This is a genomic window from Bacillus gaemokensis (assembly GCF_001590835.1).
Taxonomy (GTDB): Bacteria; Bacillota; Bacilli; order Bacillales; family Bacillaceae_G; genus Bacillus_A; species Bacillus_A gaemokensis.
This window is the reverse complement of sequence record NZ_LTAQ01000023.1, coordinates 1-20128: the sequence shown is the minus strand read 5'-3', so window position 1 is coordinate 20128 and position 20128 is coordinate 1. Positions and strand designations below refer to the sequence as shown.

Here is a 20128-nt window from a genome sequence, read left to right as displayed (position 1 = left end):
TTCCATAGTAGAACAGAAACAGTAGAAATGGTTCTGTTCTACTGTTTTTTAAATATAACTTCTGAAATGGTAAATTTCTATTTTTAGGGAAGGGTCAAAATAATGAGTTTTACATTAAATAAAACAATGATTAAACAGTTATGTGGAGAAACCTCGTATAAAAGAGGTGAGGCTTATTATAGAACAAATAAAGTTAATATTACTAATTATGATGTTGAGAGAAATATTTGTGGTGCGACGGTGAAAGGGAATGAAGATTTTCATATCACAATAGAAAATGCTGATAATGGTGATATTGTTGCTAAGTGCAGTTGTCCTTCGTTAGCTTCTTTTAATTCATACTGCCAACATATCGCAGCTGTATTATTATATATCAATAACTTTCAACACACTGGACAATCATTAAAGTCTAATGATTCTAATTCAAAAAAGGATGCAATAAATAGTATGTCTAGAGATATTCAATTAGCGAATGGAATGTTAGATTTATTCGATGAAAAACCGCTGCGACCTAAAAGTAAGCAGCATCGATTTGATACACGGAAAATACTTGATGTGGAATTTATTTGTATTCCAGTTGCTTCAAAAAATGAGGGGGCATTGATTGGAGTGCAGGTGAAGCTTGAGAAGTTATACCCTGTATATAAAATTAGAGATTTTCTTAATAGAGTAGAACAAAGAGAGCCTTTCGTGTGTTCAAGTGACTTTACCTATACGCCGGACATGTATAGCTTTCAACAAGAAACAGATGCTGTCATTCAGCAACTGATTCAAATCTATCGTAATGAAAAAATGTATTTAGAATCGTTACAAATGGGACCCGAACAAGATGAAAGTATGATTTTAATTCCACCTGCTTCATGGGAACAGATGCTTTCATTGCTTTCAGCTACTTCCTTTGTAACGGTTGAAAGTAGTGGGGAATTATTTCATGGCATACATATTTCGAAAGAGTTGTTACCAATAAACTTTGAGTTCAATAAAGGTGAAAATGGAGGATATACACTTCATATTGATGGTTTACATCAAGTTCAGATAATGGATACATATGGTTATGCTCTTTTTAGAGGACGGTTATATCCTTTAAATGTTGAGGATTGTAATCGACTTGTTGAATTAAAGAGAATGATGCGTAATTCAGAAAGTAATCAATTTCATATTCCACTTGAGAAAATGGAGCACTTTGTAGAAAAGGTAGTACCAGGTTTAATGAAACTTGGAAATGTTCGAATGGATGAGGTTGTATCAGAGCAGATTGAAAAAACACCTCTTAAAGCAAAGTTATTTTTAGATCGGGTTAAGAATCGCTTACTGGCAGGGCTAGAATTCCAATATGGAAATGTTGTAATCAATCCGTTAGAAGAGGAGGGGCAACCTTCTGTTCTTAATCGGGATGAGAAAAAAGAACAAGAAATTTTAGAAATTATGAATGAGAGTGCCTTTGCTAAGACTGAGGGCGGTTATTTTATGCATAATGAGGATGCGGAATATAATTTCTTATATCATGTTGTTCCGAAGTTGAAGAGTTTGACCGAGATTTATGCGACCACTGCAGTAAAGTTACGTATTCATAGAGGAAATAGTGTACCTTTCATAAGAGTAGAGAGAAAAGAGCGAATGGATTGGTTATCATTCCGTTTTGATATGAAAGGAATTCCTGAATCAGATATTAAGAATGTACTGGCATCAATTGAAGAAAAGCGTAAATATTATCGATTAGCAAACGGTTCATTGTTATCGCTGGAAAGTAAAGAATTTAATGAGGTTAATCAGTTTATAAAGGAATCGAGTATTCGAAAAGAAATATTACAAGGTGAGGAAGTGAGTGTACCACTAATTCGCAGTGTGAAATGGATGGGGGCACTTCAGGAAGGAAATGTTCTGAGCGTAGATCAATCAGTTCAAGAGTTGATAGAGAACATTCAAAATCCTAAAAACCTACAATTTACTGTGCCAAATAGCTTGATAACAGTACTTCGAGATTATCAAAAATATGGATTTGAGTGGATGAAGACACTCGCATATTATCGTTTTGGTGGTATTTTAGCAGATGATATGGGACTCGGAAAAACACTGCAAAGCATAGCTTTTATTGCTTCTGTCTTACCTGAAATTCGAGAGCAAAAGCTACCTGTATTAGTTGTATCTCCTTCCTCATTAGTCTATAACTGGTTAAGCGAGTTGAAGAAATTTGCTCCAAGTTTACGTGCGACCATTGTTGATGGAAATCAAGTAGAGCGCCGGAAAATTTTAAAGGATGTTACAAAATTTGACGTGATTATTACTTCATACCCTTTATTGCGAAGAGATGTAAAATTATATGCACAACCATTTCATACGCTATTTCTTGATGAGGCGCAAGCGTTTAAAAACAGTACGACGCAAACAGCAAAAGCCGTTAAAACCATTCAAGCGGAGTATCGTTTTGCACTCACGGGAACGCCTGTAGAAAATTCTTTAGGAGAACTCTGGTCCATTTTTCACGTAGTATTTCCTGAGTTGTTACCCGGAAGAAAAGAATTTGGAGACTTGAGGCGTGAAAATATTGCAAGACGGGTGAAACCGTTTATATTACGTCGTTTGAAAGAAGATGTACTAAAAGAATTGCCAGAGAAGATTGAGCACTTACAGTCTTCAGAACTACTTCCAGAACAAAAAAAATTATATGCAGCTTATTTAGCCAAGTTGAGGCAAGAAACATTAAAGCATTTAAACAAAGATACATTGCATAAAAATCGGATTAGAATCCTTGCTGGTTTGACCAGACTTCGTCAAATTTGTTGTCACCCAGGTTTGTTTGTCGATGACTACAAAGGAAGTTCAGCTAAATTTGAACAGCTATTGGAAATTGTAGAGGAGTGCAGGAGTACGGGTAAGAGAATTCTTATATTTTCGCAATTTACGAAGATGCTTTCAATTATAGGACGTGAGTTGAACCGTCAAGCTGTACCTTATTTTTATTTAGATGGGAATACTCCAGCATTTGAGCGAGTAGAGTTATGCAATCGATTTAATGAAGGAGAAGGAGACTTGTTCCTCATCTCTTTAAAAGCAGGTGGTACTGGACTTAATTTAACGGGAGCAGATACGGTTATACTCTATGATTTATGGTGGAATCCTGCGGCCGAACAGCAAGCGGCAGACCGTGCGTATCGAATGGGACAAAAGAACACTGTACAAGTTATTAAGTTAGTAGCACATGGTACAATTGAAGAAAAAATGCATGAGCTTCAGGAGAAAAAGAAGAATCTAATTGCAGAAATTATTGAGCCAGGGCAGGGGAGCCTTTCTTCGATTACGGAGGAAGAGATTAAGGGTATTCTTATGCTTTAAACGAAGTTTCAGTAACAGAGCTTGTATAGACTCATCCACCTTGTAGAATATTACTACATATGACAAATAAAAAGGTGTAGAAAAGGAAGTTGAAATGTGAGAAATACAATGGACTCTGTTTTTCGGACGATCACACTTCTTATCCTATACATGATGGTTACCATTGGCGAATCATTTCTAGGATTGAAGCAACAAAAGAAGTGATAGGTCTCATAAGTTTTTTGAATTAATATGAACAATCAATAAAGACGTAAAATAAAGAATTGAAAAATATTTTAAAACTTTTTGTTGACTTTCTGATTTTTTTGTATAGAATAATCATTAATAAAATGTTTCAGAGATGTGACAACAAAACGACTGTGAAAGGACGAGTAGTAGTAGGATGTAGTCAAAGCGAGTCAGGGACGGTGTGAGCCTGATACGAAGCCTGTTATGAAGAACCTCCTGGAGTCGCTAACCGAAATCCTTTAGGGAAAAGTAGGCTTAGCCGGAAACTTCGCCGTTACAAGAAGAACAGTATCGAGATCTCTCTAATCTCCGTACTGAATAAGTGAGCAACTTCTGTTGCTAATTTGGGTGGTACCGCGGAACCAAAGCCTTTCGTCCCAGTTTTTTTGGGAAAGAAGGGCTTTTTTTGTTGGCTTCTTTCCACTACATCCAAACATTTTAGGGGGAATCAACATGTATCAATCATTAATGACAGTAAGAGAGACACAAATTGCAATTAAGGAAGTTAAAACGTTTTTTGAAGATCAATTAGCAAAACGTCTTGAGCTATTCCGCGTATCTGCACCATTATTCGTAACGAAAAAATCAGGTTTAAACGATCACTTAAACGGTGTAGAACGTCCAATTGAATTTGATATGCTTCATTCAGGAGAAGAGTTAGAAATTGTTCATTCACTAGCGAAATGGAAACGATTTGCACTACATGAATATGGCTATGAAGCTGGTGAAGGTTTATATACAAACATGAACGCGATTCGCCGTGATGAGGAACTTGATGCAACGCATTCGATTTACGTTGACCAATGGGATTGGGAAAAAATTGTTCAAAAAGAATGGCGTACTGTAGATTACTTACAAGAAACAGTACGAACAATTTATGGAATATTCAAAGATTTAGAAGATCATTTGTTTGAAAAGTATCCGTTTCTTGGGAAATATTTACCAGAAGATATCGTATTTATTACATCCCAAGAGTTAGAAGATAAATACCCAGAGTTAACACCGAAAGATCGTGAGCATGCGATTGCGAAAGAGCACGGTGCAGTCTTTATTATCGGAATTGGTGATGCGCTTCGCTCTGGTGAAAAACATGATGGACGCGCCGCTGACTACGATGATTGGAAATTAAATGGAGATATTTTATTCTGGCATCCAGTACTGCAATCCTCATTTGAATTATCATCAATGGGAATTCGTGTGGATAGTAAATCGCTTGATGAGCAGTTAACTAAAACTGGTGAAGATTTCAAACGTGATTACGATTTCCATAAAGGTATTTTAGAAGACGTACTTCCACTTACACTTGGTGGTGGTATTGGGCAATCAAGAATGTGCATGTACTTCTTACGTAAAGCGCATATTGGTGAAGTTCAATCGTCTGTATGGCCTGATGATTTACGTGAAGCGTGTAAGAAGGAAAACATTCACTTGTTTTAAAAGAAGAAAGAGGGGGGAATCCCATGCCCATCAAGCTAACATTTTGAAGTGCCCCCAAAACGAAAATTTCATCTTTTCATAGGTGTCCATGAGAATTTAGTTCATTTTTTTCGTTTTGGGGAACATTTAATTTCTTAAGTTGATGGCAATGTGGCGATACCCCACATCCATCAACTTAAGGTATAATTTTATACAAAATGTGGCCTTTTCACGTAGTCTTTTATTATCTTTTATAGATATCATAAAAGTAGGCACATCAAATAAACCCTGACGGGTTTCAAATTTTTCGCTATGCTACCTGATGAGCAGAAGTGGTATACTCATACACAACACCCAAAATATCAAAGACTGTTTTTTTCTCATATCTGTGAGATTTTCGTCCGTTTCGCTGTAGGAGGTTAAACAGACGAAGGAGAATCTTTGATAATTCTTGGGTGTTTTTCTGTAATGCTTGATGAAAAAGTAAGAAATAATCTTTAATTATGTACATCGCTTTATATTCACTTAGCTCTTTCTGTTTCTTACGTAACAGGAGTTCTCTCATTTTAAACATAGTAGAAGAACATAATAGGATACTAATGAGTTGTCCATAAAGATGGCATTCTAATCGCTCTTGTTTAATAGATTTACAACGATGAATTTGAAACCAGGATTTCCATATTTTAAATAACAGCTCAATTTGCCATTGCAGTGAATATAAATCATAGATTTTCTCTTTTGGTACCCATTCCGTAGGAATGTTTGTCATATATACCGTAATTCCTTGTAAAAGTTTCGTACGCTCTGTATATGTAATCCCTTTTTTCTTTTCGCGAATGGCTCGATCACGTAGGCGCTTCTGTTTTTGCTCCTCTGTACATCTATAAATCACAATGCGAGTAGGTAGTTTGTCTTTGCTCCCTACATATACATCATGTAATTCATACACTTGGCCAGGTTGTAATTGTTTCATGATGTCTTCCAAATGGATTTGTATATATACCGGTCTCAATTGAGCAGGTTTTGTTTTAAATACCACTGTTTCGAATTCTTTTCTATATATTTTAGTTGGTAATTTAAGACGTGATAAATAATACCCTTCCTTATCTTGGATAGACTTAAAGTCTTGTAAACGAAAATATCCTAAGTCACGAATATATAGTTCATTCTTTTGTGTCATGCCTATTCGAGTCGCCCCATATGCCTGATCACTTCTTTTTCCTGGCTCAATTTTCACATCAGAAAACTCTCCACTCAACAAGTCATACTCTAATTGAATTTTCACACCAGCTTTATGACTACATCCTCCGGCACCAGGATAAGTAGCTGCGAATCGATTTGGAACTTGAAAGGTTGTAGAATCAAGGATACGAATACGATCAAAGTAATCAGAAAGAGAATGGGAAATCTTAGTTAGCCCTCCAATTTTAGCTTGTAGAAGTGTAGTAAATACAGTTTGAAAGAAGGCTACAGAAGCAGAGTTAAACCGTCGATTAAGTCCCTCAGGACTTAATAAAATTCCTGTTGAAGTTTCTAATTGACTACAAAGTTGAATAAGAGAGGTAGTAGCGATTTGCTGATTTAACCATACACACAAAGATAAAAAATGGTGCCCATGGCACTTACGTTTTCGTTTCATTCCGCCTGCTTTTATAGCTAATTGATTAAGTGTAGCGGGAGACATATATCGATATAACTCTTCGGCAAATAAAGACAGCTCTTGTGTTTGATGCATATTCATAAAAGCACGTCACCCTTTCTCATTAACATAAGAGAATAGTAACGTGCTTTTAACTTCAAGAATAGTCTAAATCCTTAAGTTGATGGATGTGTGGCGATACCCCTAAGAGACCTAATAAACCCTCTGTAAAGAAGGTTTTCCCAAAGATTAAGTATAGCGCTACTCTTTTGGAAAACCCCTAATCGATAAATTCGTGTTATTATTCTTGATATTGCTGTTGAACCGCCTCCGGTAGTTCCTCAAAGATTAGTCTTTTAAAAATGTTAATAATGCTTCATTAAATTCTTTTGCATGAGTTGCGTTTAATCCATGAGGACCACCCTGTATTAAAGCGAGTTTACTACCAGGAATGGAATCATATGTACGTTTTCCACTTAATTCAAAAGGTACAGTTGCATCAGAGTCACCGTGAATAATAAGAGTAGGTATATTAAACTTCTTCAAGTCTTTTCTAAAATCTGTCTTACTAAAGGCGGTAATACAATCAAGCGTTCCTTTAGGCGATGCACTGGCTGCAATATCCCGATTATATAAACGAAATGGCTCACTAACTAAATCTGTTCGATTACCAGCCGCGAAAAATCCCTTAGTAAATTCGTCAAGAAATGCAAGGCGGTCATTTATCACGCCACTTTTGAATTCTTCAATTGCTGCATCATCAAATACCCCATCAGGATGATCTGCTGATTTGTATAAATAAGGAGGAACTGCTCCAGCAAAAATAGCCTTTTCAATACGGTCTGTTCCATACGTACTAATGTATCGAGCTACCTCACCTCCACCCATAGAAAAACCAACAAGCGTGACATTTTGAAGATCTAAATGTTCTAATAGTTGATGTAAATCAGAAGTAAAAGTATCATATTCATATCCTTCCCACGGCTGAGATGACTTTCCAAAGCCTCGACGATCATATGTTATGACTCTGTATCCAGCCTCAACAAGAGCGGGAACTTGGTATTCCCAAGATCGACCACTTAACGGCCAACCATGAATTAGTACAACTGGTTTTCCTATACCATGATCCTCATAATATAACTCAATTGGTGCTTGATTTTCGGTTCCTACAGTAATTTTTGCCATTCTTCTCCCCCCAATATAGACCATCTTTCCACCAACTACTGTCAATATAGACTCGATACGCTTGATTTATTAACCCGAGACTCGGAAGTAATTAGCAGAAAGTATGGATAAATCTGTTGTCTATTTTTGATTTGACCTTGTATTTCTTTTTCTGTAGAGAATCATGTATTTCCTGCTGTATACATACAAAGAGCTTGTTCTCAATTCAATCGATTGGAAATTGGATGTAAACAACTTTAAAGATAAATTCTCATCTTTACCAATTTTTTGTAAATCATCTCGAATTCGAGATTAATTATATTATAGTCTAAATATTACGTCAATAATTCATTTAAGTTTTATTAAACTACAAATTTATTATTTCTCAACATGTGAAGTATGGAATTGTAAGAAACCAATTGTTAATATATAGATATCTCAATTGCGTTATTTCTATTTCAAAAGAGTTTGTGTTTTGACACAAGCTCTTTTTTATTAGAATTTAGACACATTCTTCATGGTGAGTCTTGTCATCTTACAGCAATAGAGAATAAAAATTTGGTTCTAACACTAAAACTCAATACAATTCACAAATAATCTTTAAAGCTCAAATATACCACTGAATAGGCAGTCAGAATCCTGGCTACTAAAATTTAATTATTGAACTATTTCTCTGTAGCAAAATAAAGCAAGGCTATGGTCGGAAAAGCGATTCCTATCCATAATGCTAGATTCCATCCACCTAAGGCATATGACCATCCTCCAATAAAGGATCCAACAGCACCTCCTAAAAAGAAAATAGCCATAAATAGCCCGTTTAATCGACTACGAATTTCTGGACTCAACGAGAAAATTAAACGTTGGCTAAGCACAAGGTTTGCAGATACTCCCATGTCCAACAGAATTGCAGCAATTACTAAAACAGCTATTCCAAAGGGCGAGCTACTTTGAATAAAAAGTGGTAGTAATAAAGAAATAATAACAACAGTGAGAGCTATCCCAGTGGCGGGCCGTGTCCAGCCAAGATCGGCTAGACGACCACCTATTGGAGCGGCTATTGCACCTGTAATTCCGACAAGTGCATATAATGCTATAGCGGTTTGAGAAAAATGAAAAGTAGGACTTGACAATAATAATGGAACAGTAGTCCAGAATAAGCTGAAAGTTCCAAATACACAAGCATGATAAATTGCGCGACGACGTAAAAGTGGAGTAGTTCGTAGTAGTTGCCACATTGAACTAAGTAAGGCGGTATAATTTGTTTTTGCTGTTGGTTTCCTAGTAGGGAGTACTTTCGATAATACTAACGCCAAGACAACAATTACAGTTGCAGATAAAGCAAATATTGCATTCCAGCCCCAGATATCGGCTACTAGACTAGATATCGGACGTGCAAGCATAATACCTAATAACAGACCACTCATAACATTGCCAACTACGCGACCGCGTGCATTTTCCGATGAAAGATATGATACAAGAGGTACGAGCACTTGCGCTGCGACCGATCCCAGTCCGATAAAGAATGAAGCTACTAACAACAAGATTGCGTTCTTTACAAAAACCATGGCAGTTAGAGCAACTGCACTTAGAAATAACAATATAATTATTAATTTTCTATTCTCAACAATATCTCCCAAAGGTACAAGAAATAGTAAGCCAACAACATATCCAATCTGAGTTAGCGTTACAATTAATCCAGCACTACTATTAGAAAGCCCAATTACATTACTAATTACCCCAATTAAAGGCTGGGCATAATAAAGATTAGCCACAATGATACCACATGCAGTTGCTAAAAGAATGATTAAACCCGATGAAATCTCCTTATTAATTGCTTTATTTTTAAAATTAGACATATCTATTTCCTCCCATACTTTTATTTCAAAATTACTGAATCGCCCTGTCAAGAACTACTGCGATACCATTGTTCATTGTACTAAATTGAGCCTGAACCACTTTCCGTTCTTCTTTTAAAAGGTCCAATTTTGCCACTTTTTCATTCCCCTTTTCTAGATATTTTTAATAATGAATTTTTTGAATTTTGAAACCTAGCTATAGCCATTACAAGACAATAGGTAGGTAACTAATAAACTAAACGTTCAGTTCATTAATTACATAAAATATATACTAAACGTTCAGTTTTGTAAATAGGCTATTTTATTTTTTGATCATATTAAGTATACTAAACGTATAGTTTATGTTCTTGAAAGGAATGATTAATGTGCAAGGTAAAAGAGGTCGACCACGTAATATTGAAACTCAAAAAGCTATCCTTTCTGCATCCTATGATTTATTACTGGAAAATGGCTTTAAAGCAGTCACAGTCGATAAAATTGCAGATCGTGCTAAAGTTAGCAAAGCTACGATTTATAAATGGTGGCCAAATAAGGCTGCTGTGGTAATGGATGGGTTTCTTTCTGCTGCCGCAGCCAGATTGCCAGTACCTGACACAGGTTCAGCATTGAATGATATCTTAATTCACGCCACAAGTTTAGCTAGGTTTTTGTTAAGTCGGGAAGGGACTATTATTACTGAGTTAGTTGGTGAAGGGCAATTTGATTCAAAACTAGCAGAGGAATATCGCACTAGATATTTCCAGCCACGTCGACTGCAGGCAAAGCAACTCCTGAAGAATGGGATTAAAAGAGGAGAATTGAAAGAAAACCTCAATATTGAATTGAGTATTGATCTCATTTACGGACCAATTTTCTATCGATTGCTAGTAACCGGTGAAAAGTTGAACGATTCCTATGTACATGACTTGGTAATAAACGCATTTGAAGGAATACGTTTGAAGTGATTAACATTCAAACAAAGATTTAGAACCCCCACTGCATCCTATACGGATGCAAATTAAATTGATTTGATAAATAAAATATTTAATTTTTTTAAACTGATGTATATTGAGTGGTCTCCCATATACATCAGTTTAAAAATTGATAATTACTCTAAATATCAAAACAAAGTCATTAAAAATATAAATATACGTAAATGGGACTGTCCTTCTTGTCGTACACACCATGATAAGGATATTAACGCAAGTATCAATTTAAAGAATGAAACGATAAGGCTTCTAATCGCAAGGACTGTGGAGATAGCTTAATAAATTAGAGTTCAATAGAACTATTTACTTAGGAATCCCCCTCTTCTATACGAAGTGAAAGTGGGAGATTTCAAGTAGTTGTTAATTTAGCATAGGTGATGAAAAATAGAGTTAATTGTCCTATTATCACAATATTTGGTACTACTACAATCAAATTAATAACAAAAAGGACTGCTAAAATCCCTAAAAACAAACATAGATGATAAATTTTCAAACGGTGTTGTTCAAACCTGTATTGATGAAAAACAATTGTGGTTGACAGGAAATAGAGCAATACAGAACCAAAAACAAAATATAGAATAAAAGAATAATAGACCTCTTGTAAAAACAATAGTCTAATACATGCTGCAACCATACTCAAAGACATTAAAATAAACAGATGACCGTAAATAATAATTTGACCGGAAGTTTGTCTAGACTTGTCGAGTTTCTTCTCCATGTTATCGAAATATTGCCACCACATTGAAATAATGAGGATAAACGAAATAATCGCAAAGCTTATTGAATTCCAATTTCCTTGTTTAGGTTGAATAACCACAAGAGTGCTTATAAGAGCTTCCCCAAAGAGAATAATGGAAAATAGACCAAATCTCTCTAACAAATGAGCTGTATTTGTGGGAACCTTTTCTAAACACTTTCTTCCAAGCGGTGGGACAATAATATCGATAAGAATTCCCAAATACAACGTAACATATCGTATCCAAGAATCAAAAAAGACAGATAATAATGAAATAACGATTCCGATCCAAAAATACCTTCCTAAAAAGAGTGCTGCTTTTTTCCGAGCCCCCTCTTCTATACGCTGGACAACAAGATATTGAATTGCAGTCACGGCCCTTAAGCCAATATAGCCAATTAAAAAAGAAAGATAATAAGGATCAAAATCAGCTGATAAGCTTGATGTCATTATTAGGACAAAAAACATTTGCAAGATCAAAAAGATTCGTTGATGAAATAAATCTTTTCCAAATCGGTTAACAAAGATGGTTTGCCCTACCCACGCCCACCAAATCGGAATAAAAATTAAGACAAACTTTACTAAATACTCTGCATGGATTTGCCCATCTTCAACATGAAGTAAAACATGAGTCGCAGCCGTCACTGCTGCCACAAATAACAAATCATAAAAGAGTTCTAACCACGTCACTTTCTTTTCTTCCATTTCTGTGCTCCCTCCTTCTAGTCAATAGTATGCTAAAAATATATATTAATTGGAAGAGAAAATAATATAGATATAGACCACTTGTCATAACTCGGAAAACTCGAGCTAATAATAAGAAAACTAATGAGAGATTCTTACATCCTCGGCCTTTTATAGTAAACCCTTCATTAAATCAAATAGTCTGAAAGTTAATTATAAAACTACTTCTACTAATTTGGTGTGCCATGGTATAATTGGTTATTTTTATAAAAAACAAGAAAATATATGACTAAGACTATAGGTCTTATTTGTGGTAGTTTACGAAAAAACTCTTATAATCGAATCATTGCTCAATCATTAACAGGGCCGGATGAATCCTATCAATTTCATTGAATCGAGATAAATAATCTACCTTTGTTCATAGATAAAAATCCTATTTTAGATTAATAAAAGAAGATTAAGGGTTTTGAAAAATCAGTCTGATATAACTCTTCTGATTTTTTAGAAAATAATTGACGTGTCCTAAGTTTATGGATAAATTAATATTAACGATCAGTTTAATCATAAATTGATCGTAACAAACGAAGAAATTTACGATACTATTCCACTGTTTAAACTTTCTTCGATTACTTAATTTTTAGGAGGAATACATAATGTCCAATCTCTATTCTCGTATTAACAAAGATGATGCTGTCGTTCTTTTAGTGGACCATCAAACTGGCCTTATGTCCGGACTAGTACGTGACTATGGTGTTGATGAATTCAAGAACAATGTTTTAGCTCTTGCTCACACTGCTAAGTTTTTTGATTTACCAGTTATTTTAACAACAAGCTTTGAACACGGACCTAACGGACCTTTAATGCAAGAATTGGTCGATCTCTTTCCTCACGCACCCAAAATAGCTCGACCTGGACAAATTAACGCATGGGATAATGATGATTTTGTAAAAGCAATTGAAGAAACAGGAAAAAAACAACTTATCATCGCGGGAGTAGTTACGGATGTTTGCGTTGCTTTCCCAGCACTTTCCGCTATTAAAGCTGGGTATGAAGTATTTGCTGTTACTGATGCTTCAGGAACTTTCAGTAAACAAGTTGCAGATGCTGCCAATACGCGTATGGCACATGGTGGCGTGCAACTTATGAACTGGTTTAGCGTAGCGTGCGAATTACAACGCGATTGGCGCAACGATGTTGAAGGTTTTGGCAATTTGCTTGCTAGTAATCTTCCAGGTTATCAAAATATAATTGGAAGTTATATGGGAGCTCAGCGAGATCTTAGTAAACAAAATGCATAAATTAATTCCTAAGAAATAGCTATAAATCACTTTAAAAAAGTGGATAGTATAAATTTAGCGCTGATTAAATTTAAATTAACAGAAAAAATAATCATTTCAGAATAAATCATTTGAAATAATAAAAAAGGAGTGTTTTATTATGAGTAATTTAGAATTGTTAACTCCAGAGAACAGTGCATTAATTTTGATCGATTTTCAGCCTCAAATGACCTTTGGAGTTGCAAGCATTGACAGACAAACATTAATTAATAATGTTACACTACTTGCTAAATCAGCAAAAGCTTTTAATGTACCTACTATTCTTACTACAGTTGAAACACGTAGCTTTTCTGGTTACTTTTGGCCACAAATTCTTGACATATTCCCAAACCATGAAATTATAGAACGTAGTTCAATGAACTCTTGGGAAGATTTAAAATTTGTTGAGGCAATTAAAGCAACAGGTAGAAAGAAATTGATATTTGCCGCACTTTGGACTGAAGTTTGCCTTGCATTCCCTGTGCTTGAAGCAATTAAAGCTGGCTATGAAGTTTATGCAGTTGATGATGCTTCAGGTGGTACTAGTTTGACAGCACATAACGCTGCTATGCGTCGTGTAGAACAAGCCGGGGCAATTCCAGTGACAGCAATTCAAGTTTTACTTGAATACCAACGTGACTGGGCACGCAAAGAAACTTATGATACTGTTATGGAAATTGTAAAAGAACACACTGGCGCTTATGGTCAAGGCGTGGAATACGCATATACTATGGTACATGGCGCGCTTCCAAGCAGGAAAATATGAAACAAGAAAGAGTGACTGTCGGAGAATCTCATACTGGGAACACGATGGATGCTAGCGATCCAGTAACAACGATTGTTACATGGAAAATTCAAGAAGGTAGTGAAAAACAGTTTGAAACATGGAGACGTGAAATTGAAGCTGCCGCTACTAAATTCCCAGGGCATTTAGGCGTAAATCTAATAGTCCCCAATAACGGATCCAGAGAGTATACTGTTATTTTTCGCTTCGATACGTATGAGTATCTACGTGCTTGGCAAGAATCAGATATTCGTCAAGATTTGTTAAAACAGGCAGAACAATTTCAAGCTACTAATCCAACTTACAAAACTGAAAGCAGTTTGGCTTATTGGTTTGTTACTCCGAAAACGCCAGTTCCACCGCCAAAATGGAAAATGTCTATTGTTACTGTTCTTGGTGTATGGCCTCTTAGCATGTTGGTTCCTAAAGTGATAGGACCAATTATAAAAAATATGAATCCTATTATGTCAGCTTTTTTTGTTTCTGTATGTATAGTGTCCTTGCTATCATGGGTAGTCATGCCGATTTTCGGTAAAATATTTCATCCATGGTTACAAAATAATAGGAAGTAGACGAGGTGTGAACATGAATTTACCGGATATGATCTTATATAACGGAAAAATCACTACCCTTGACCCATCTCAACCTGAGGTATCGGCTATCGCCATAACTAATGGTTTAGTCACTGCAGTAGGCGGAGATGAGCTTCTTGATAGTGCCACAGAAAAAACAAAAAAAATAGACCTTAAAAGAAAGAGAGCTATTCCAGGCCTGAATGACTCTCATATACACGTTATTCGTGGCGGTCTTCATTATAATATGGAATTGCGCTGGGAAGGTGTGCCATCACTTGCTATTGCTCTGGAAATGCTTAGAGAGCAGGCAAGACGTACACCTGCTCCTCAGTGGGTAAGAGTAGTTGGAGGTTGGTCTGAATTTCAATTTAAAGAGCGAAGGATGCCAACTTTGGAAGAGATTAATGCTGTTTCTGAAGACACACCTGTCTTTGTGCTACATCTTTACGATAGAGCACTTGTAAATCGTGCAGGGCTGCGTGCACTGGGATACACAAAAGATACCCCAGACCCTCCGGGCTGTTTAATTGAGCGGGATAAACGAGGTAATCCAACGGGTCTTTTAATTGCTAATCCTAACGCTTCTATTCTTTATTCAAGTTTGGGGAGAGCTCCAGTACTTAATTTTGACGACCAGATTAACTCGACTCGCCATTTTATGCGCGAATTAAATAGATTAGGTATCACAAGTGCCATTGATGCAGGTGGTGGATTCCAAAATTATCCTGATGATTACAAAGTTGTTGAACATTTAGCCGAGAAGGATCAATTAACTTTGCGTATTGCGTATAATCTATTTACGCAAAATCCAAATCATGAATATGAAGACTTTGCTTCATGGGCAAAAATTGTTTCTCCGGGTCAAGGAAATGATAAGTATAAAATGAATGGTGCCGGAGAAATGTTAGTATTCTCGGCAGCCGATTTTGAAAAATTTCAAATGCCGCGGCCCGAACTAGCTACGGTGATGGAAGCTGACTTAAAGAAAGTAATTTCTCTATTGGTGGAAAACCGTTGGCCATTCCGTTTACATGCAACTTATGACGAGTCAATAACACGTTTCTTAAATGTTTTTGAGGAAGTCAACAGAGAAATTCCTTTTAATGGTCTACGCTGGTGGTTTGACCATGCAGAAACAATCTCAGATCGTAGTATGGAACGTGTTAAGGCTTTAAATGGCGGTATTGCCATCCAAGACCGCATGGCTTTCCAAGGTGAATACTTTGTTGATTTATACGGAAAGGAAGCTGCAAAGCGTACTCCTCCGATTTATCGTATGCTAGACCTGGATATACCTGTTGGCGCCGGTAGCGATGCAACCAGGGTTTCCAGCTATAACCCTTGGGTTGCTCTTTACTGGATGGTTGCCGGAAAAACCATTGGTGGTCTTTCGATATACGATGAAAAGAATAAACTTGACAGAAAAGTAGCCCTGGAACTATATTCCAAAGGAAGTGCGTGGTTCTCTGGTGATGAAGGTAAAAAGGGAACCCTTGCAGTAGGTCAGTTTGCTGATATTGCTGTATTGTCTTCTGACTACTTTACTGTGCCAGAAGAAGAAATCAAAGACCTTGAATCATTACTCACCATTATGGGTGGGCAGGTTGTTTATGGAAATGATGAATTTAAAAATTTATCACCTGAATTGCCGCCAGCATCACCTGATTGGGCACCGACGGGAGTTTATGGTTATGGTGGCGCTAACCTAGCCCACAATATACTTTCTCACGATGCCCATGATCACAAGTTACATAGTTGCAGTAACCCTCTCCATCAACACACTCATACCGTAATAGGAAAAGATGGAACTAAATGGGGTATTGGTTGTACTTGCTTTGCTTTCTAAGTCAGAACCACCGGTCTAATACCGGTGGTTTTCTTTCTACAATAAGGGTTTGGGACCGAGGACGGAACCAAATAATAATGGTATTAAGATCATAATGGTAATATGGGTTCTGGTGCAAATAATATGTAGATTCGAAATATCAGTGTATTCCTAACGGAATCTATTACTATGCGGTAAGACCGAAGAGTTGATTGATTAACTTGATTTGTTTTTTGACAGACTTCTCTCCTTGTAAAGTCTGTCAAAAAACAAATCAAACTTTCCATCAAATGAAAGAATACGCTATTCTTTTTGTAGAATCATAGGAAAGGATGGCGTTTTTGATATGAACTTATCAATTTTTGATGAACTAGAATTGTTTTCTAAAGAGTTGCAACGATATATGTCACCTGATGCTTTAGAGCAATTAGCTAGAAATGTAGGATTTGTTAAACGAAAAAGTAAATACCGCGCACAAGATTTAGTGGCCTTATGTATTTGGTTAAGTCAAAACATATGGTTCTACTTGTTTAACGTCCCTTCAACCCAACGATGTATGTATACGTGATTTAGGATACTTCGACTTAAAAGACTTACATACTATAGAAGAGTGTAATGCTTATTTTATTTCAAGATTAAAACTCAATACACGTATATATCAGAAGAATAAAGAACCTGAATACTTTCAAAATGGAACAATAAAAAAGCATTCTGAGTACATCCAATTAGATATGGAGCAATTTATTGACCAATTACAGTCAGGTGAAACATATGAAATTCCTGAGATTTATATTGGAATGTATCAAAAGCTTCCTGCAAGACTCATTCTGTATAAATTAACTGAAACGCAAATGAAACGTAGACAAAAGGATTTAGCATCTAAAGAACATAAGAAGCAAATTACCTATAAAGAACGCAGTAAGCGGCTTAGTGCAATTAACTTTTATATTACAAATATTCCTTTGGAATATCTACCAAAGGAACAAGTATACGATTTTTACTCCTTACGWTGGCAAATYGGCGTGTCCAGATAAGGACACATTATCTAGTTGGTGAAAGTCCAATCGGGAGAATAGACTCCACTCCCGTAGCCTGAGAGGCGCCATGAAGTGAAAGCGACATGGCGAAGCCCTCTGACATCACATGCAAAAGGCATGTGGGCAAATCTCCAGGTTGTAACGTACAGTGAACGTAGATGTAGCCTCGTTACACGCAATTCCGGTGGCTGAGACGGTCGATAACGTGCGAAAGCAACAAGAACTGACCGAAACGAGTCTGGAACGGCAGTTCTCACCGGCGGGGTATCAGCGGCGACATGGAGAGAAAGATAATGTGGAAACTGGAGAAGCCCTCGACACCCGATGAAGAAACCTCATCGAGGAGACCGTCTCTATAACCGCGATCGGGAAGTGAGAACGGTAGGTGTCAGGGTGGCGGAACGGATCGTAGTACCAGAGATCTGCGTGCAGCAAAACGCGCGGGGAGGAAAGRGTCCGAACCTGTAAACATTTCGTATGACTAAAGGAGGCAAGGGTGCCATGACAAAAACACCCATCACTTTGCAGGAACTAAGGCAACGAATCTATCGAAAGGCGAAGTCTGAACCTACGCACCGGTTTTGGGGGCTATTTACCCACATTACCAAAATGACAACCCTTCACGAAGCATATCAACAGGCGAGGAAAAACAACGGTGCTCCAGGCATTGATGGAAAAAGTTTTGCTGATATAGAACTAGAAGGAGTTATCCCATTCTTAACGGGTATTCAAGAGGAATTGCAAGCTGGAATATACCGACCACAAGCCAATCGAAAAGTAGAAATCCCAAAGGCAAACGGCAAAATGCGAACTCTGCAAATTCCGTGTATACGAGATCGTGTAGTACAAGGAGCGCTAAAACTCATATTAGAAGCAATTTTTGAAGCTGATTTCTGTCCAAACTCGTATGGGTTTCGGCCGAAACGCTCTCCACATCAGGCATTGGCAGAAGTACGACGCAGTATATTGCGCCGTATGACCATAATAATTGATGTTGATTTGTCACGCTACTTTGATACAATCCGACACAACATATTATTGAAGAAAATCGCGAAACGTGTCCAAGACCCACAGGTTATGCATCTTGTAAAACAGGTAATTAAGGCAACAGGAAAGATCGGTGTCCCGCAAGGGGGGCCATTTTCTCCACTAGCCGCGAACATTTACCTCAATGAAGTGGATTGGACATTTGATGCTATTCGACGCAAAACAGCTGAGGGCAATTACGAAGCTGTAAACTATCACCGTTTTGCCGACGATATAGTTATCGCTGTAAGCGGACACTCCAGTAAAAGTGGATGGGCTGAACTGRCATTACGACGACTGTGGGAACAGTTAAAGCCTTTGGGAGTTGAACTGAATCTGGAGAAGACTCAGATGGTGAATGTCCTAAAAGGAGAATCCTTCGGATTTTTAGGATTTGACCTGAGACGAATACCGAACCGAAATAAGAATGGATTCTTCGTTTTCATGATCCCGAAGAAGAAAGCTCGCACGACAGTGAAAGCAAAAATTCGCGAACTNCCTGAGACGAATACCGAACCGAAATAAGAATGGATTCTTCGTTTTCATGATCCCGAAGAAGAAAGCTCGCACGACAGTGAAAGCAAAAATTCGCGAACTCATTCAAAACGCAGGAGCGAAGCCAGCACAAGACTTAATAAAACAAATCAATGCCGTACTGACTGGATGGGTGAACTACTTCCGGGTTGGGAACTCTAGTCAAGCCTTCAGTGAAGTACGTGATTATACGGAGATGAAAATTCGCACACTGTTAACGAGAAGGAAACGACGACGAAAGCGTAGCATCGGATGGCAGAGATGGAGTAACGAATATCTCTATGGTGTACTGGGGCTTTACTGGGACTGGAAAGTCCTTCCCCTGAAAAGTGCAGAGAGTTTCCGATGAAAGTGTCTGCCATTTGATAGGTCTCATAACCCTTTTGATGAAGTTTATGGGGTGAGCTGCTTGAGGGAAAACCTCACGAGCAGTTCTTATGGGGAGAGGCTGGAAACGGGTCACACTGATACCGCGCCAGTCTTTTACCCGACAGCTGTTATTTAAAGTATGGAAATCTTGGTTTCAAATCCACCGTTGTAAATCTATTAAACAAGAACGATTAGAATGTCATTTATACGGGCAATTAATCGGTATTCTCCTGTGTTCTTCTACTATGTTTAAAATGAGAGAACTCTTGTTGCGTAAGAAGCAAAAAGAATTAAGCGAATATAAAGCAATGTACATGATTAAAGACCACTTTTTACTGTTTTATCAAGCATTACAAAAAAACACCCCGAAATTATCAAAGGTGCTCCTTCGTCTGTTTAACCTCCTACAGCGAAACGGACGAAAATCCCACAGATATGAGAAAAAAACAGTCTTTGATATTTTGGGTGTTGTTTACAATTATACCACTGCGACTCATCTGGTAGCATAGTTAAAAAAATAAACCCACCCCCGGGTTTATTTGGTATGCGTATTTTTAAAATATCTGTAAAAGGGAATGAAAAACCACTTAGAAAACCTTAACTTTTATATAAAAATGAATCTTAAGTTGATGGATGTG

11 protein-coding genes, 6 pseudogenes and 1 other annotated feature are annotated in these 20128 nt (G+C 37.1%); of the genes and pseudogenes, 12 read left to right on the top strand and 5 right to left on the bottom strand.

Annotated features, from left to right (window positions below; genetic code table 11):
• Positions 1-102 precede the first annotated feature (102 nt).
• Both AZF08_RS17045 and asnA read left to right on the top strand, forming a co-directional pair.
• On the top strand, positions 103-3333 hold the full coding sequence (locus AZF08_RS17045; protein WP_033673988.1) for a DEAD/DEAH box helicase: 3231 nt from the start codon (positions 103-105) through the stop codon (positions 3331-3333).
• 350 nt (positions 3334-3683) lie between these two features.
• Positions 3684-3944: a binding site (T-box leader), on the top strand.
• Between the two features lie 70 nt (positions 3945-4014).
• Entirely contained in the window at positions 4015-4998 is a 984-nt protein-coding gene (asnA, locus tag AZF08_RS17040; protein ID WP_033673987.1) for an aspartate--ammonia ligase, read from the top strand.
• Positions 4999-5287: 289 nt separating this feature from the next.
• Here the strand turns inward: asnA and AZF08_RS17035 are convergent, their stop codons facing one another.
• The 3 genes from AZF08_RS17035 to AZF08_RS17025 form a co-directional block, all read right to left on the bottom strand.
• Positions 5288-6718: an IS4 family transposase gene (locus AZF08_RS17035; RefSeq protein WP_082793724.1), complete on the bottom strand. Its 1431-nt coding sequence runs from the start codon at positions 6716-6718 to the stop codon at positions 5288-5290.
• Between the two features lie 246 nt (positions 6719-6964).
• Positions 6965-7801: an alpha/beta fold hydrolase gene (locus AZF08_RS17030; RefSeq protein WP_033673985.1), complete on the bottom strand. Its 837-nt coding sequence runs from the start codon at positions 7799-7801 to the stop codon at positions 6965-6967.
• 644 nt (positions 7802-8445) lie between these two features.
• A complete protein-coding gene (locus tag AZF08_RS17025; protein WP_033673984.1) occupies positions 8446-9636 on the bottom strand; it encodes an MFS transporter in 1191 nt (396 codons plus the stop codon).
• A gap of 365 nt (positions 9637-10001) precedes the next feature.
• Here AZF08_RS17025 and AZF08_RS17020 point away from each other — a divergent pair, with 365 nt between their 5' ends.
• Together AZF08_RS17020 and AZF08_RS28875 are read left to right on the top strand one after the other, a co-directional pair.
• A complete protein-coding gene (locus AZF08_RS17020) occupies positions 10002-10580 on the top strand; it encodes a TetR/AcrR family transcriptional regulator (protein WP_033673983.1) in 579 nt (192 codons plus the stop codon).
• Between the two features lie 150 nt (positions 10581-10730).
• Positions 10731-10883 (top strand): annotated as a pseudogene (locus tag AZF08_RS28875) (zinc ribbon domain-containing protein); the annotation flags it as partial.
• A gap of 70 nt (positions 10884-10953) precedes the next feature.
• Here the strand turns inward: AZF08_RS28875 and AZF08_RS17015 are convergent.
• The gene (locus tag AZF08_RS17015; RefSeq protein ID WP_033673982.1) at positions 10954-12045 is read right to left on the bottom strand and encodes a low temperature requirement protein A; all 1092 of its coding nucleotides are present in this window, start codon (positions 12043-12045) and stop codon (positions 10954-10956) included.
• 264 nt (positions 12046-12309) lie between these two features.
• Here AZF08_RS17015 and AZF08_RS32020 point away from each other — a divergent pair.
• From AZF08_RS32020 to AZF08_RS16995, 5 genes and pseudogenes are all read left to right on the top strand, one after another.
• Positions 12310-12414: pseudogene (locus tag AZF08_RS32020) on the top strand (NADPH-dependent FMN reductase); the annotation flags it as partial.
• Between the two features lie 263 nt (positions 12415-12677).
• On the top strand, positions 12678-13322 hold the full coding sequence (gene ycaC, locus AZF08_RS17010) for an isochorismate family cysteine hydrolase YcaC (RefSeq protein ID WP_033673981.1): 645 nt from the start codon (positions 12678-12680) through the stop codon (positions 13320-13322).
• Positions 13323-13461: 139 nt separating this feature from the next.
• Complete coding sequence (locus AZF08_RS17005) at positions 13462-14106, top strand: hydrolase (protein ID WP_033673980.1); 645 nt, start codon at positions 13462-13464, stop codon at positions 14104-14106.
• Positions 14103-14696 (top strand): antibiotic biosynthesis monooxygenase, encoded by a 594-nt coding sequence (locus AZF08_RS17000; RefSeq protein ID WP_033673979.1) that lies wholly within the window; start codon positions 14103-14105, stop codon positions 14694-14696. The genes AZF08_RS17005 and AZF08_RS17000 overlap by 4 nt, the downstream gene beginning before the upstream one ends.
• A 13-nt stretch (positions 14697-14709) precedes the next feature.
• The gene (locus AZF08_RS16995; protein ID WP_033673978.1) at positions 14710-16545 is read left to right on the top strand and encodes an amidohydrolase; all 1836 of its coding nucleotides are present in this window, start codon (positions 14710-14712) and stop codon (positions 16543-16545) included.
• A 166-nt stretch (positions 16546-16711) separates the two neighbouring features.
• Here the strand turns inward: AZF08_RS16995 and AZF08_RS32390 are convergent.
• A pseudogene (locus AZF08_RS32390) lies at positions 16712-16786 on the bottom strand (IS6 family transposase); the annotation flags it as partial.
• Positions 16787-16870: 84 nt separating this feature from the next.
• Between AZF08_RS32390 and AZF08_RS16985 the strand changes: the two are divergent.
• The 3 pseudogenes from AZF08_RS16985 to AZF08_RS16965 form a co-directional block, all read left to right on the top strand.
• Positions 16871-17540 (top strand): annotated as a pseudogene (locus AZF08_RS16985) (transposase); the annotation flags it as partial.
• A gap of 522 nt (positions 17541-18062) precedes the next feature.
• Positions 18063-19470, top strand: a pseudogene (gene ltrA, locus AZF08_RS16975) (group II intron reverse transcriptase/maturase).
• A gap of 142 nt (positions 19471-19612) precedes the next feature.
• A pseudogene (locus AZF08_RS16965) lies at positions 19613-19999 on the top strand (IS4 family transposase); the annotation flags it as partial.
• Positions 20000-20128: the final 129 nt, after the last annotated feature.